This window comes from Mesorhizobium sp. M1217, from assembly GCF_040318275.1.
GTDB lineage: Bacteria > Pseudomonadota > Alphaproteobacteria > Rhizobiales > Rhizobiaceae > Mesorhizobium.
Window position 1 is genome coordinate 45,342 of sequence record NZ_JAMYMA010000028.1, and the last position, 14,161, is coordinate 59,502.

Consider the following 14,161-nt stretch of genomic DNA (forward strand, 5'->3'; position numbering starts at 1 on the left):
GTGACTATCGTGACTACATAAAAATGACTTAGTGACCGTGACAGGGGAGGGGGGGACTTTTTTCTAGAGCCCGGACGCCTTAGTGAGATTGACGCGAAAGCGATCGCGCCGACGCTGGTATTTACGCGTCATTTCCGCTGAGGCATGGCCGAGCTGCTTTTGCACATAGCGCTCATCGACTTCGGCTGAGGAGGCCAGGCCTGCGCGCAACGAATGGCCCGCGAACTTTTGCTGTCGTTCGCCTTCCGACAAATCGCCGCGGACGCCGGTGGCCAGCGCGGCACGCTTGACCAAGCGGGCCACCTCCTGATCGTTCAATCGCTCCGCGCCGACTGCTTTGCCCTGTCCTGTGACACGCCGAAACAGCGGCCCGTGGGCAATGCGGGCCAGCTTGAGCCAGGTCTGCAGCGCAACCACGGGGCAGGTGGCGTCGGCGGAGCCGCGGCCGATTTCGACCTCGCGCCAGCCCGTCTTGCCACGTAAGGTTACCAGAGCGCCTTTGTCGAGAATCTCGACCCAGCCACGGCCGTCATCCGTCTGATCCCTGCCGACGTCGAGGCCGACAATTTCGGAGCGACGCAGGCCGCCCGCAAAGCCGAGAAGCAGCATGGCGCGGTCGCGCAAGCCGCGCAGGGTGCCCCGGTCGAGCGTCTGCAGCATGGCGATCAGGTCTTCGGGAAGTATGGCCTCCTTCTGCACAGACGGTTTTGCGTGGCTCTTACGGATGCCGGCGAGCACGGTGGCGATATGGCGGTCCTTTCGATCGAGCGGCTCGCCACGCTGCGTATAATTCCAGGTCAGCGAGGATAGCCGGCGCTCGATCGTCGCCACCGTTTTTTTGCCCCCAGAGGCCGTGCCGGATGCAAGGGCCGTGATGTAAAGTCCAACCACCTGGGGATCGGGCGGAACCACCTCGACGCCTTGGCGCCGGCACCAGCTCGAAAACTGCCGCCAATCCGATCCATAGGCGCGGCGCGTGTTGGCCGAGCTCGCCGCCTCGACATACTCTCGCGCGCGGCCGGCGAGCGCGTCGAGATGTGTCGGCAGGCGGGGATTGGCGATGGCCGGAGGAGGGGAGGGAGTTTCGGCCGACTCTTCCGGCGTCTTCCCCATCTCCAGAACGACGTCGATGATGTCAGGCAGGTCGTCCTCGGCCTGTGCCACGAGATCGGCCGACGTCCGCGCAGCCGAAACATCGTCGGCCAGCCCTGTGCTGTGGGACGCTCCGGAGGGTCGCTCAGCGTGATTTTTGGGCTTTTGCTCGACGAAAATGGCCATTTCTTCTATAAAGAGCAATACGAACGATAATGCAACATTATCATTCGTTTAATGGCGACGACAGGCACAGCGCTTTTTGCCCATTTACGTTGCTAAAAGCGCCGCCATGATTCATCGTGCTTTCGATGATTCTGCGCCCCGAACCCTCTCGGCCTCGCCACGGCACGCTGTCCGGTACCGGCGCTGCTCCGCCGGTGGCTGCGGTGGCGATGTGGCTGCGCCGAGCCGTTCTCGATGCGCAAAGCCTTGCGGGAAAAGATGTTGAAGACGTCGCGCTCACCGCCGGCGCCGCCATCGGCGCGCTCGATGCAGTGGTGCGCCGGCAGGAACGCTGGGCTGGCGCCTGGCGGCAGCGCCTGGCGCTTGTCGCTGCCGCGGTGACGGCAAAGCAGGCCGGCCGCGTTGAGGATGAAGCGGCATTGCGCGATGTCGTGCTGCTCACACGCCCAGGCGATTTTTTGTCCGTCGGCCCCGCCGGATCGATGCTGCTGGCTTGGCGACGGCTGGCCGGCACGCCTGCCGCGAAACTGCTGACCGAGGCGAGCATCGGCGCGGTGCTGGATGACCTCGGTCTCCGCCGCGACGACGAGAAGGTCAGCGACCTGGCGGACGATCTTCGACAGCTTTCCGCAGGTATCGGAATGGTCGGCATGCTGACCGGCGCTTTCGCGGCTGCCGAAAGATATGGTTTCGCACGAGCCTTCGGATGCTGGCTCGCCGACGCCCTGCTAGCGCAACGGCTGGGTTGGGCATACGCCATGCCGCTGCTGGGCGCCGAGGCAGGGTTGGGGACAGGCGCCCGCCCACATCGATCGGCAGCCAGCTCTGTGGCGACAGGCATCGAGCGTGCGAAAGCCCTGCTGGCGGCGCAGGCACGCGCCGCGCTGCGCGCCATTGATCTTTCCGCCGAGCTCGAGCGTCGCGCGGACCGGCTGCTGGCGGTCGCTCCAAAACTCCGGGCCAAAGCGGCGAACATGGTCGTCGAAAGAGTCCTGTCCGACGACGCAGTCGTGGCGTCGGCAAAGATCGCCGGCATGAGCGACCGCGGGCTCCGCCGCTTGTTCGACCGGCTGGTCGAACTCGGCGCCGTCCGCGAGATGTCCGGCCGCACCGCGTTCCGCATCCACGGGCTCTGACGACCATGGTGGAGGCAGTGCGCAGGCGAGGGGGGAGCCCGTCAGATAACCGTCGATCGGCTGACCAGCTGTTTGACCGGGAGCTGGATCACCTGCCGCCGGAGGCGCGCTGGCGAGAATGGATGCATCGCGTCGAGGCAACGATTTTTGCGGCCAGCGAGCCGGTCAACCGCGAAACGTTGGCGCGCATCGTCGGCAAAAGCTGCAGCATTGAGCTTCTGATCGACGACATCCGTGAGGAGTTGCGTGGCCGGCCCTATGATCTGGTCGCTGTCGCCGGCGGCTGGAAACACCTGACCCGCCCGGCCTATGCCGACGCCATCCGCAGTGCATTTGGCACCGCCGTCGGCGGCAGCGGGCGGGCCGTTGACCTGACGCAGTCAGAGGTGCTGGTGCTGATGTGCATCGCCTACTTCCAGCCGATCACCCGCACCGAACTTTCGAGCTTTTTTGGGAAGGAGATTTCGCGCGATCTGATCGGCCATCTGCGCGGCGCCGGCATGATCGCCTCCGGCCCGCGCAGTCCGACACCGGGTGCGCCCTACACCTACGTCACGACCAAAGAATTCCTGCTGCAGTTCGGGCTCGAGACGCTGCGCGACCTGCCGGATTTCGAGGCGCTCGAGGACGCTGGTCTGCTCAGCAAGGAGAAGCTGCTGGCTGGTGACATCATGCCGGACTTTGCCGGCCTCCAAGAGGGCGTTGAAGTCGAGGCCGACGAATAGCCGCGGCTTATTGTTTGTGAGGCTTGTCCGAAATTCGTAGCATATTTCTGACGTCTCAACCGTGATCTCGTCCGAAATAGGACTAGATTGTTCGGACAAAGTCCCCAGCGTTAACCCGCCAATCGCCGCCCGAAGCGCGAGTTGTCGCGGAGCCTCAACAGGTTTCCTAGGTTAGGTCGACGCGACTGATAGGTGGTTTGGAGCGTCGGCGCATGTCCCAATTACAGAGGCGTGGGGCACGTTGACAGGTTGACCTGGCTTCGCTCAAGGTGCTCACTCCAACGACGCGGGAGGGGACACGGCATTTGACCGGCCTGCGATCACTGATGCGCATGATCGCGTTTACAGGGCCAGCAGGCTCAGCCGCGTTGGCCGGAGCGGAAGAGCTATCACAAGAGTTGCTCGCTATGCCGGGACAAGCTTCTTGACCTCGATCTCAGCCGAATTCGGCATGTCATCGGCTTCGTACTTGCGGACCCTGGCGATGATGTCCTTGTCGCGCGTGATCTTGTCGCGGCTGAGGCCATTTTCGCTTCTAGCTGAGAGGCCTGTTCCGGAGTGTCAATGTACTGAGAAAGAGCAGGTTTCGACCCAAAGATATGCCGCCAGACGATCTGGATTTCATTGTTGTGTCGGCGGACCTCGGTGCTGATCGTCGGTACGAGATGCGCATGGGCACAAATCAGCGCATCGCTCGACCGGTCCTGGCCGACGGTCATCCGGTACGCGAATTGAGCGATTGTTCGATTGAACCGGGGAACTTTGTGCTTATCCGTGACGTCGCGGTGCCGTGACAGGACGCCAAACGGCTGACGCTTGCTTGAACCGAGCACCAGCATGCGGGCGGTCAGGGGAAAGATCAGCTCGATGTCACCGGAGTGATCGTAGGGGGTGCGTGCGAGCAGCGGTTTGCGCGGGTCATAGGTGCACACCGGATTGTCGGAGGTGAGGAATGGGATGTCGGTCTTGTTGTGAAGAACCTCGAAGCCAAGCCGAAAGCAGAGATCGCCGAACGTCTGGAATTCGTCCTCCATCGCGAGCAGAGTTTCTTGCGGATTGATGCCTACCGGGACTGTGTCGAACTGACCGGCGTAGCGTTCCAAGTCTCGGGGCAGTTTACCGATTTCCTCGAGCACCTTGCATTCGCTTCGCAGCTTAGCCTCCAGCATAAGCGCAATGCGATCACGGGTCGCCGGAACGCGCGTGCGCATGATCGTTTGCATGCCTTGGATATTGAAGGATAAAGCCGGTGAAAGACGACGTGCTTGAAGCGCACGGACGGTCTCCGGCCAAACGGTTTCGATCGGATTCCAGAGGTCTTCGAATCTGTGGTTTTCTTGACCGCCACCGGGGAGTTTCTGAGAGTAATAGTAGTTCTCGTACCCAGTTGCCCTCGGCTGCTTCGGCAGCGGTGCCTCTGGCGCCTCGGCCCGATAGACTTGGACGCGGCCGCGGTCATCGGCGAAGCCTTCCATATAGGTGACCGAGATGAAGTGGTGTTTTCGGTTCGTCCGTCCCGCCCCGCTGCGGACCGGATTGAAGATGCTAAATGGCCTCACATCGCCGTCGATGGGGACGTCTCCCCATTTGCCAAAATAGAAGGTGGTGACTGCTCCATGGTCCTGTGGTCGGGCTCTCCGGTCACTGCACCTTGTCGGGCATGACCCTACGGATTGGCATCCTCAGCTTCGGCTCTTCACGAAGCGCCGCGTGGCGTCCGTTTTCACCACCCGGATCGAATTGTACTGGCTGGCGAGTACCTTGTAGTCGACGATCAGCTTGCGGGCCATCAGATAGGCCAGAGCGGGGTTTATGCGCCTCGGCTCCCAGCCGTACCGCCCGGCGACCTGGCCTGTATCGTGGGGCATCAACGGGTCGTTGATCAGGTCGGCAGCGATACGCAGCGCGTCATCTTCGGGCGACCAATCCATGAAATATTTGTCGAATGTGGCAAACAGGTCCTCCTTGGGCAAGACGCGGCCGAAGCTGACGGAAACCAGATCGCGCAGCTCGTGCAGAGCGTCCTCGATATCCTCCTCTGACGCTTCAATGGTGGCCGCCAGCTCATCTACCCCCTTCTGAGGGTGCGAGAACATTGCATCCGACGTCTCCTCAACAAAGATCTTGGCAATTGCCGTTGCGACCTTGGAGTAACCCGTCGCAGGCTGCACAGCCGCAATGGGCGCTGGGCCGAGCTGCGGCTTACGCGTCACGCCATGGATGTCGTTCACCAGATTGCGCACGCCTTCGTCTAGGCGCGCGGCATCAAGTTCTGGCGAGAGCATGCCCGACAGAAGCGGCGGCAATTCCCGTGCCGCGACACCGTAGCGAAGGGCTATGAAGCGCGCCTGCCCAGAGATGCGGCGGACTAGGCCGGCATCCATCTCCTGCTGGACCCACGGCTTCTGCATGGCGCTCGGAGTCAGCAGCACGATGAAATGCGTGCAGTTGCCCAGTCCCTCGTCGATTTTGCGGCGCAAGGAATCTCCGGAACGGATCTCCCATTCCGCCCACCAGGTATCGATTCCATCCGCCATCAGGGCGCGCGCGACCGTCTCTGCTAGCTCGCGATCGTCGAACGAGTAGCTGAGAAAGGCTTTCGGGGAGCCCTGTTGCAGGGGCAGGAACACAGTCGACGCCTGCTCATTGTCGCTCATCTTGTCCTTCACCAGCGCGAGAAGCTGCGGCGAGCCCTCAATACTGAGCCGCAAATCGTCGAGGGCTTCTCCAAGGACCAGGTCGCCTGTATCAGGATGGCGAATGGCACTGAACCTCTCCCACAGCTGTTCCTTGATGCTCTCGACAGCCGCAGCTTCAAAATCCTTTGCAAAATCCCCCGAATCAAACGGCCGGCCATTGTATCGCATGCCCATATTGAGTCCTCGAGTTGGTCCCTTGATATGAACATACGCAGAACAAATATCAAAGGAACCATTGAAAAACCACGGTAGATTATGGGTCCGGTACCGGAAATCTTTCGAGTTTCCGGAGCCGAGGGATCCATATCGAGGACAATGGCATGACGGCAGGACTTGAACCTGCGACCTCCTCGCCCCTAGATAGCGGTGTCACGCACCACCCAGGTCGAAAGCGAGGCGCTCTATCCTCTGAGCTACGCCACGATCTGCCTATGCATCGTTGTCCACGACCAGCTGCGGCTTCTTGCGCTTCAACCGGTTCGATCTCTCCTCGGCCGCCTTCTTGATCTCGGCGGCCTTTTCCAAGGCAAACGGCCTGGCGGCCTCGATCAGGCCATCGAAATGATAGCGGTTCGTCATGCTGCCATTGGGCGTGTTGCGCCGTTCCTCCCGGCCAAGAAGTTTAAGGGCCTCGAGGGCGGCAATGCGTTTCTGAATGGTGCGGGGCGTCACCCCGATTGCCTTGGCGATCGTCTCGACCGAGGGGTGGGGCAGGTTGTCGGGCAGCCACCAGTACTGGACCAGGTGGATGATGATGTTCATGTCGAGCGCATCGAGGCCGAGAGCCTGCTGCTTCTCGATGATGATGTTGGGAAAAGCGCTCCAGCCCGTAGCCATGAGTGCCTTGGTCCACTTCTTCTCGTTGGTGCGTAGCTTGTCGACGTCTGCTTTGGCGGTTTCTGGCTGGGCCATATGAGGCTCCCTGTGGTGAACTGCATCCAGATATGGTGGTTTCCCGTGATGACGCAAGGGCATTGGGGACGGTTCTGCATTCAGGGGGAGGGTGTTTCAAGGTTCGTCCGGCCTGTGTCTCTGGATTCAGGGGCCGGGGAACCGCGCTGCACCCAAAGAAGAGGACTTGATAATATGAAGTGTCGATTAGACGAACCGTGCTATATGCAAGCGATAAGATAGGGACCCCCCGACCAGAGGTTCACCCGGAGTGTTGACAAAGAGAGTGTCAATACCCATACTTTGGACGTGAGCATCGCTCCGGGGTTGGCGCTAGGCGCCAGCCGAACCTTTTCAAAACGAAGGCCCGGCTAGTCCGGGTCTTTGTTTTTTATCCTTTCAAAGCAGCTGTATTTGATGCCGCAGGATGCCAGGTCCTCGGGCGGCAGGTGCGCGTCGATCAAACGCTTGTGGTCCATCAGGGCCCTGTAGGGCCGGTAGGACGGGTCATAGCCGCCCTTGGCCATCGGATAGAGGTAGAGATCGGCGATTTGCAGCATCGGTGTGGATTTGGTTCTGCCGCGGGGCTCCCCGCGCACGATGTCCCTAAACTCCTCGGCAGTTAACGACCCGTAGCTGGCGGAGTTAGCGCCGTCGAACGGCATCCCCTGCGTCTTCAGGATCCGCGTGTAGGCCACCAGGTCGCGGTCCTCGGCTTTGCCGGCGCGCTCGAAGAACACGCGCAGCTTGCGGTCCTGGCTGCGGGCATATTTGGCGGCGCGCTCGATCAGGATGCAGTAGGCGGTCTTGCACATGAACCAGAGCTGGTCCTGGTACCGGTCGCGGTAGCGGGCAACATAGCCCGGTCGGTCGATGACCGCGGCGATGCCGATCACGGGCAGCGCAAGCAGCATTCCCTGCAAATCTCCCAGGAATTCAAAAGCGGACTCCGGCTTCTTCAGCCAGCCGAAGTCGCCACGGCCGCCCCGGATCGCCCAGGAGTGAAGCGGGTAGGTGATGCCGTGGTTCTGGCAGAACGCCTTATGCCGGGCATAGAGCTCGTCGACGTCTTCCTCGTTGATGAGGATGCCGCCGAGAGCGAAATAATCCATTTCGTCCCGGCGCTTCTCTTTGGGCTCTCGGTCTGGCTCGCGGCTGCCGCTGTCGTCGAGGTAGAGGTGGATTTCGCGATCTGTCACGGGCAGGCTTTCATATCCGCACCAGCTTGGCTCAAAAACCGGAACCTGTACAGCTTTGCGACGCTCGCGCGCCACACTGGCACGTTGAAACTCAGGCCGATTTCATCTGTACGATCAAAGCTTCGCAGCTGAGCGTGAGTTGGCGAGCGTATGCCTTGGAGGCGTCAAGCACGGCGCGCCGGGTGACGCCGAAGATCAGGTAGCCCGCATGGACGGCTGCGAGGATGCCGAGTGCGACGAGCTTGCCGTGGGTCAGCTCGGCGAAATCGGGCTTGTAGTAGATGATCGCGGCTGCGGCCGCGATGGTCAACAGATTGAGCATGATGCCGTAGGGCTTCAGCGCCAGGAGATTGCGGTAATAGCCGTAGGCGATGTTCTCGTTCAAAAGGATCCGGAATTTCTCGGTGTCGCGCGTGTTTTCGCGCAGCCAGTTGTAGCACTGCACGTAGAACGCGGCCGCCTCATCGGGGTCCTCGACCTCCATGTCGCGCGTCGGCGCAGGCTGCTCGAGCTGGTGGGCAAGGAATTTGCGGTAACGGCCCTTGGTCCTCTCGTCCAGCGTCTTGTCCAGATGGCTGAGTTCGCGGTTTTCGGGCCGCCCGCCGGTCGTCGCGAACAGCTGCCGCTCCTTCCTCTTGCCCAGGCGGCGGGCCACATTCGACGCGGCGAAGAACAGAACCATGACGGCGAGACTGATGATGGCCTCGGGGAGGCTAGGCTGGGCCCAGTTGAAGGCCAGCACGATCAGGACAATGACCGGGGCAATCGCCAAAGCTGCCGGTGCCAAGCGCGCCTTGATGGCGTAGGCGTCGAGATAATCGTTCATCGTGCCTCCTGATGCATGATCGCGTGGTAGGTGGTCGGGGTGGCGATCAACAGGATCGCCGGCGGAGAGCGTTCGGCCGCCACCTGCCTGGCCGTCGTCCGGTCGGTGGGCGAGGGGCCCTGTTCGGCGAGGTGGCTGTGCCAGGTGCCCACGTCGAGTAGCGAGCGGCCGCTGTCTTCGAAACGGGCGTCGATCCGCCCCTTCATGCCCCTGGTGCCGAGCACGAACAGCGTGGGCGTCCGCCGGCTATCTTCCGGGGCCTCAATCAAGTCGACCACGGTCACCGTCTTCACGAGCGAGCTGCACGAGCCGATCAGGAGCCCGCCGGTTTCGACGCCCGGGTAGTTGGCAATGTCGTCTCGGATCATGCCCGCAACGCGCGCGGCCAGGCGCAGCGTCCAGTCGCCGCCCTCCACGCGAATCTCGATGAAGGCCGGAACCGTGAGCCGCCGCCACGTGGTCGACGGGCTGTCGGGCGCCGTTACCCCGACGGCGATGTCCCCGTCGGCCGCGTTGTTCGCGGCCAGCTGCACCAGTTCCTCGGTGGCCATCGCGGTCATGGCCGAGAGCCGCGCGTCGGTCATCGGCATGGTCAGCGAACCGCAGCCTTCACCGATCTGGATCTGCGCGAGGCCGAACTCGGGATCGAAGAGCAGTCGGCGTTCCTTCGCCGTCACGTTGGCACAGAGCACGGCATGAAGGTCGGCGAGACTCGGATTGCGGTCGGCCCCCTCATGATACACGAAAGCGCCCCGGCCACGGCCGAACAGCGCGACTTCGGCGACCCGGGCCGGGAGGTCGGCCGGCGCCACCATCGACAGGGCCTGGCGGGCCAGTTTCGAGGCGGTCGAGTTGACCAGCGTCGCGGTTCCGGGCGGCGCGATGCGCAGACGATCCTGCGGCGTCCGCAGGGCCTTGACCACGTCGACGACGGAGGCCACCGGCTGCTGCCCGAGGTGCGATAGCTCGTCGGCAAGTTCGAAGGCCTTGGGCCAGGGCAGAGGCGGTCGGGCCAAGGCGTGGCGGGCCATGTTGTGCGGCCGTAGATCGCGACTGTCCGAGACCGCGCGGATGTCGCCGCCGGCGCGCGCGAGGTGCATGGCGACCTTTGATCCCACGCTGCCGCAACCGATCAAGCTGAAGGGTCTATACTGGGGCGCTGCCGACAGGGTGCGCAAAAGCTTCGGGGTGGTGCGGTCCAGCTGTTCGACCGGCACCACGCCCTTGCCGCGCGGTCCGCCGAACAGCGACCTGCGCTGCTCTGGCACCTTGATCTCGAAGAGGTAGGGGAGCATCTCGACCGCCGAGTCGCGACCCATCAGCGGGAACGGGCGGCGCACGCAGAACACCACCGCTACCGGAAACACCGTCTCCGAACGCCTACGCTGCCAACGCCGTTCAAGTCGGTCAAGAAAGGTCTTGAACTCACGGCCGCAACCGATCTCACCGGCGCGTCTTGCCAGATCGTCAAGGGTCTCAATCGTCTCGCCAAGGACATGCTTGGTGACGGCGCCAGTGGCGGGCCACATCAGCGCCGTGACGGTGATCCCGCTGTAACGGGTTTCGCCTCCAGGGTCGAACGGGAAGGGGGCCATGTCGCCGACGGCGGCGGCGAACTCGTTGTGTGCGGCAAGGAGGTAGGATGGTCTGCCGTCGATGACGTCGCTGCGCATGTATTTCGTTGCGAGCCAGACGCACCCCGACCGGTTGGTGACCTGACCTCGGGCAAAGTCGGCATCGATGACCAGGCGGTCCGGCAACCCCTGGCGCATCACCGGTTCCCAGCCCTGTTCGGCATTCATCAGGTTGCCGATCGCCGCCCGCCCGAGCCAGATGCCCATCTGGTTGACGATTGCGCCGATACCGAGCTCCAGCAGTCCGTGCTGGTGAAAGAACTCGTCGAGATTGCCATCGACCAGACAGGGCGACGGATTGAGGGTCGCAGACCCCGGCGTCAGGTGGGCGAGGTCGCGCGGGAAATCCTTGCGGAGACTGAACGACGGACAGCGCCACGGATAGTCCCGGCCCAGCACCACCTCGACGCGTTCGGTGGGCAGGACGCCGTTGGGGGCGGACCCCTGCGCCTGCCAATGCGTCGGCATCTCGACGGCGAGGTTGAGGAACAGGGTCGCCACGTCGTCGCCGACGGCCACCAGTCCGCAGCCGGTGCATTGCGGAATGTCGTGGGCGACACGCAGAAAGTGCTCCGCTTGCCGCCGCATGTCTGCCAGGGCCATGGATCAGCCATGTTCCCTGGTCGTGGTGGTGACCTTGTTGACGCCGGCGATGGCGGCGGCCTTTTTCGGGGTCAGCCCCAGCTGCTTGGATGTGCCGACGCCGGTAATGTTGAACTCGACCGGCCCGTTGTGCTCATCGGCATACTCGGTCGTGCAGATGAAGCGCTCGGCCGAGGTGATCGAGACATATTCCCGCTTGGCCCGCTCATGCGGCGGGTTGTCGTCGTCCTTCTTGATGGGCTTGCAGGAGGCGACGATGAGGGCACCGTCACGGGTCTGGGAAAGGGCGTTCCTGGCGTCCTCGGAAACCTTGACCTTCTCGCCCATCTCGGACCAGCGGTCGTGGCTCAGGGTGCGCCAGGAGCAGTGGTGCGGCGTCTCCATGACATCGTAGCTGAGCCAGTCCTTGTTGTTATCCTTGTGGCGCTGCCACAGCCGGTCCCAGATGGAGACGTCTGCGTCGCCGCCAGTCAGAAAGCGGCACCGGTCTGCGACGCCGTCGCCGGCGATGGAGAAGCGCACTATCGCCGAGGAGTTGTTTTTCTCGAGGACCTCGATCAGCTCCTTGTCGTTCTCGTCGACATACATCGGCGCCAGCAGGCGGCCTTCGAACTGGCCGGCCTTCACGCGATCGGCCGCGGTCAGCAGTTCGTCCTGCTTGATCAAAATCTCCGTCAGATCATCGGTTTTGCCGTCCTTGTCCTCACCGAGGATCAGGATGCGATCGCCTGAACCGGTGCCGGCCAGGCCCTTCTCTTTGAACAGCGCGACGCGGCGCCTTGCTTCGGTGGCCCAGGCCTTGGCCTCCTCGCACAGTTTGTGCTGCGCGCTGGCGCGGCGGAACACGATCGGCGACGACCACATTTCGCGGATCAGGATGAGGTCTTCATCACCCTCGGGGAAATCTTCAGGCGGCCCGAGGTGGAAGTGCGTTATGAGCCCGGTCACGTGGTCCGAATCCGGGTGCGACAGCAAGAAGGCGTCGACGTAGAGCCGGCCCTTGTCGTCGCGGGAGAGGTGCCCCTTGAGATCCTGGGCAACGTCATAGGTGTCGTCCTCGGGATCGTCGGCGGCGGCGCGGATGTTGATGTCGACAAGGATCGTTTGTTTGTTGTCGAGCTTGATCAGTGCCATGTCCCCGTTGCCCACGGGGAAAAAGGTCAGTTTTGCAGCCATTTGTGTCGGTTCCTATAGTTGGCCGGAACGGGCACGCAACGGATCACTCCGCGTGCGCGCGCCGCCGGCACCTAAGCCTGTGGCTTGTCAATGGAGCCTTGGGGCACTAGAACCGACTTGCAACGGTACGGACCTGTGGTCTGGGCAGTCTTACGGCGCCACGTCCGCAGGTACGCACAAACAGAAGGCAGGCGGTGGAATCACCGTCTGCCTTTTTATGGCACAGCGTTAAAATGAAGTAAATACGTTCGTGCAGCGCGTTGCACTGAGGGTACGACTATTTGGCAAGTTGTCAACAGGCCAATCGGACCAAAACGCCGCAGGCGGCGATGCATGGCAGGTATGTCTTTTTACATACGGTATCGGAGACCCGAGAGCGCAAGCCGTGCAGCTAGCGATCTCAATCTTGCGGACACTTTACCAGCGATGCAGACATCCCAGAAATTGATACTTGGTATGTTTGGCTCATTCATGACGGTGATGAAACGGGACGAGTCAAAGTGACCGGCACTGCCGGCACGGTTGAAAGCCGCATGGCACAGATTTCACACCTCCGAAAGGTGGCATGTCCCACGGCTGGCGAGACTGCACCGCCGCTTAGTTCGCGTCGTAGGCCGTGTAGGACATCGCAACGGTCGACCCAGTCTCCTCAGTGACCGACACCAGCCGGTCTCCGGCGGCCGCCACCACCGCGTCGCCGGGGTGCTTTTTACTGGGTGCCCGGGCATGAGCGACAAGGATGGCCTCAGGACAAAGCTCCTGGATTGCTGCATCGGAATTCTTGTCTGAGCCATGGTGGGGCAGGGCGAGAACGCGGACGTTTGCGAGATCATCCCCATAGCAATTTTGCCAGTCGCCAAGGTCGGCAGGCCTGAGCAGTTCGGCGTCGCCGGTGTTGAGCCATGCCACCTCGGAACCGCCCGTAGACCACCAATGCGGCTGATGGAGGGACCAGTGGTGATGCATATCGGCGCTGATGATCGGGGTGCTCAACAACGATAGCGACGCCCGGTTCGAAGAACCTACATAGTGCTTGTAGATGCTGCGGAGCCCAGCCCTGCCGGCGGGAGTCCGCGCATGGCGGGCGACAGCATAAGCGAGTGCACCCAACCCAGGCTGATGCGATCCAACAAGTGCGGCGCCGACCAAGTGCTCGACAGCTTTGATTATGCCGCGCAAAGCATAAGGCTGGAGTGGCGCGCGATAGGGTTTAAGACGAAGTCCGATGGTGCGGGTATGCAACGTAATCTCGCAAACGCCGCCGTCGATGATCTGGGTACGATCCGGCGAAATCGACGCGCCGACCTCCATATTCGGGTCCGACCCTGGCCGCGGCTCAGGGTTGACCACCGTATACCAGCCGCTTTCGTCTTTGGGACGGTCGGGACCACCCCCCTCCGAAGTTCCTGGTTCGTCGCCTGGTTGGCGGCCGCGTAGATAGATGACGCGTTCAGCCCCACGCGACACGAAATAGCCGGTGGGATCGGCCACCAGATCAAACAGGTTTCGGTCGAGATTGTCGCGGGCGATTTCGTGAAGAAGAAGATAGGCGAACTCGCGTTCGTTCAGGTAAGGCACCATCACATTGTCAATCAGTGTCCGGCTCATCAGGCTGTCGAGCCCGCTTACATGGTCAGTGTCAAAATGCGACACGAACAACCAATCGAGTGTCATCGGCGAGCGACGGGCCCAGGTAGCGAGAAATTCATTGAATTTAGCAGTCCGCTGGGAGCCACAGTCGAAGGCCCAATTAAATGTTCCTTCGCCAGGCACATCGAGATGGCCAGTGTGGAAACCGCCATGTCCGACGGCATGCTGAATCCATTTTACCCTGAGCATACGGCCAGCTCCCCATGTACACGATCCGCCTCGGTGGGCTGTTCTAGGCTCATGATCCGATACCATTCTTTGGACCGCCGGAAGGTGGAGTTTTCCGGCTGTTTCACGATGGCGGGCTGACGGCGCCATCGGGATTGATCAACGAGATCGGAACC

The 14,161-nt window shown here is 62.1% G+C and carries 11 protein-coding genes and 1 tRNA gene; 2 read left to right on the forward strand and 10 right to left on the reverse strand.

Annotated elements, in window-relative coordinates; translation table 11 throughout:
- Nucleotides 1-63: 63 nt before the first annotated feature.
- Nucleotides 64-1,278 carry a site-specific integrase gene (locus NKH37_RS31495; protein WP_352895733.1) on the reverse strand — a complete coding sequence of 405 codons (1,215 nt, stop codon included), beginning with the start codon at nucleotides 1,276-1,278 and terminating at the stop codon, nucleotides 64-66.
- A 125-nt stretch (nucleotides 1,279-1,403) separates the two neighbouring features.
- On the opposite strand from NKH37_RS31495, the gene NKH37_RS31500 reads away from it, so the two are divergent.
- Both NKH37_RS31500 and scpB read left to right on the forward strand, forming a co-directional pair.
- Complete coding sequence (locus NKH37_RS31500) at nucleotides 1,404-2,414, forward strand: DUF1403 family protein (protein ID WP_353042278.1); 1,011 nt, start codon at nucleotides 1,404-1,406, stop codon at nucleotides 2,412-2,414.
- 5 nt (nucleotides 2,415-2,419) lie between these two features.
- Nucleotides 2,420-3,139: an SMC-Scp complex subunit ScpB gene (gene scpB / locus NKH37_RS31505; protein ID WP_353042258.1), complete on the forward strand. Its 720-nt coding sequence runs from the start codon at nucleotides 2,420-2,422 to the stop codon at nucleotides 3,137-3,139.
- Between the two features lie 389 nt (nucleotides 3,140-3,528).
- Here the strand turns inward: scpB and NKH37_RS31510 are convergent, their stop codons facing one another.
- From NKH37_RS31510 to NKH37_RS31550, 9 genes are all read right to left on the reverse strand, one after another.
- Nucleotides 3,529-4,698, reverse strand: coding sequence for a DUF4238 domain-containing protein (locus tag NKH37_RS31510; RefSeq protein ID WP_353042260.1), 1,170 nt, complete (start codon nucleotides 4,696-4,698; stop codon nucleotides 3,529-3,531).
- 123 nt (nucleotides 4,699-4,821) lie between these two features.
- Complete coding sequence (locus NKH37_RS31515) at nucleotides 4,822-6,012, reverse strand: toll/interleukin-1 receptor domain-containing protein (RefSeq protein ID WP_353042262.1); 1,191 nt, start codon at nucleotides 6,010-6,012, stop codon at nucleotides 4,822-4,824.
- A 144-nt stretch (nucleotides 6,013-6,156) separates the two neighbouring features.
- A tRNA-OTHER gene (locus tag NKH37_RS31520) sits at nucleotides 6,157-6,261 on the reverse strand.
- A 6-nt stretch (nucleotides 6,262-6,267) separates the two neighbouring features.
- Complete coding sequence (locus tag NKH37_RS31525; protein ID WP_023679072.1) at nucleotides 6,268-6,750, reverse strand: helix-turn-helix domain-containing protein; 483 nt, start codon at nucleotides 6,748-6,750, stop codon at nucleotides 6,268-6,270.
- A gap of 350 nt (nucleotides 6,751-7,100) precedes the next feature.
- Nucleotides 7,101-7,928 carry a DUF3800 domain-containing protein gene (locus NKH37_RS31530; protein WP_353042264.1) on the reverse strand — a complete coding sequence of 276 codons (828 nt, stop codon included), beginning with the start codon at nucleotides 7,926-7,928 and terminating at the stop codon, nucleotides 7,101-7,103.
- Nucleotides 7,929-8,019: 91 nt separating this feature from the next.
- Nucleotides 8,020-8,754 (reverse strand): hypothetical protein, encoded by a 735-nt coding sequence (locus tag NKH37_RS31535; protein ID WP_353042266.1) that lies wholly within the window; start codon nucleotides 8,752-8,754, stop codon nucleotides 8,020-8,022.
- The gene (cap2-3, locus tag NKH37_RS31540; protein WP_353042268.1) at nucleotides 8,751-10,991 is read right to left on the reverse strand and encodes an anti-phage 6A-MBL system cap2_3 protein; all 2,241 of its coding nucleotides are present in this window, start codon (nucleotides 10,989-10,991) and stop codon (nucleotides 8,751-8,753) included. Before cap2-3 ends, NKH37_RS31535 begins: the two co-directional genes overlap by 4 nt.
- A 3-nt stretch (nucleotides 10,992-10,994) precedes the next feature.
- Nucleotides 10,995-12,167, reverse strand: coding sequence for an anti-phage 6A-MBL system MBL-fold protein (gene mblB / locus NKH37_RS31545; RefSeq protein WP_353042270.1), 1,173 nt, complete (start codon nucleotides 12,165-12,167; stop codon nucleotides 10,995-10,997).
- Nucleotides 12,168-12,764: 597 nt separating this feature from the next.
- A complete protein-coding gene (locus NKH37_RS31550) occupies nucleotides 12,765-14,006 on the reverse strand; it encodes an MBL fold metallo-hydrolase (protein WP_353042272.1) in 1,242 nt (413 codons plus the stop codon).
- Between the last annotated feature and the right edge of the window lie 155 nt (nucleotides 14,007-14,161).

Coding starts and splice junctions, on each gene's coding strand:
- cap2-3 (WP_353042268.1), bottom strand. CDS start 10,991: ATGGCCCTGGCAGACATGCGGCGGCAAGCGGAGCACTTTCTGCGTGTC.
- mblB (WP_353042270.1), bottom strand. CDS start 12,167: ATGGCTGCAAAACTGACCTTTTTCCCCGTGGGCAACGGGGACATGGCA.
- NKH37_RS31495 (WP_352895733.1), bottom strand. CDS start 1,278: ATGGCCATTTTCGTCGAGCAAAAGCCCAAAAATCACGCTGAGCGACCC.
- scpB (WP_353042258.1), top strand. CDS start 2,420: ATGGTGGAGGCAGTGCGCAGGCGAGGGGGGAGCCCGTCAGATAACCGT.
- NKH37_RS31550 (WP_353042272.1), bottom strand. CDS start 14,006: ATGCTCAGGGTAAAATGGATTCAGCATGCCGTCGGACATGGCGGTTTC.
- NKH37_RS31525 (WP_023679072.1), bottom strand. CDS start 6,750: ATGGCCCAGCCAGAAACCGCCAAAGCAGACGTCGACAAGCTACGCACC.
- NKH37_RS31535 (WP_353042266.1), bottom strand. CDS start 8,754: ATGAACGATTATCTCGACGCCTACGCCATCAAGGCGCGCTTGGCACCG.
- NKH37_RS31515 (WP_353042262.1), bottom strand. CDS start 6,012: ATGGGCATGCGATACAATGGCCGGCCGTTTGATTCGGGGGATTTTGCA.
- NKH37_RS31500 (WP_353042278.1), top strand. CDS start 1,404: ATGATTCTGCGCCCCGAACCCTCTCGGCCTCGCCACGGCACGCTGTCC.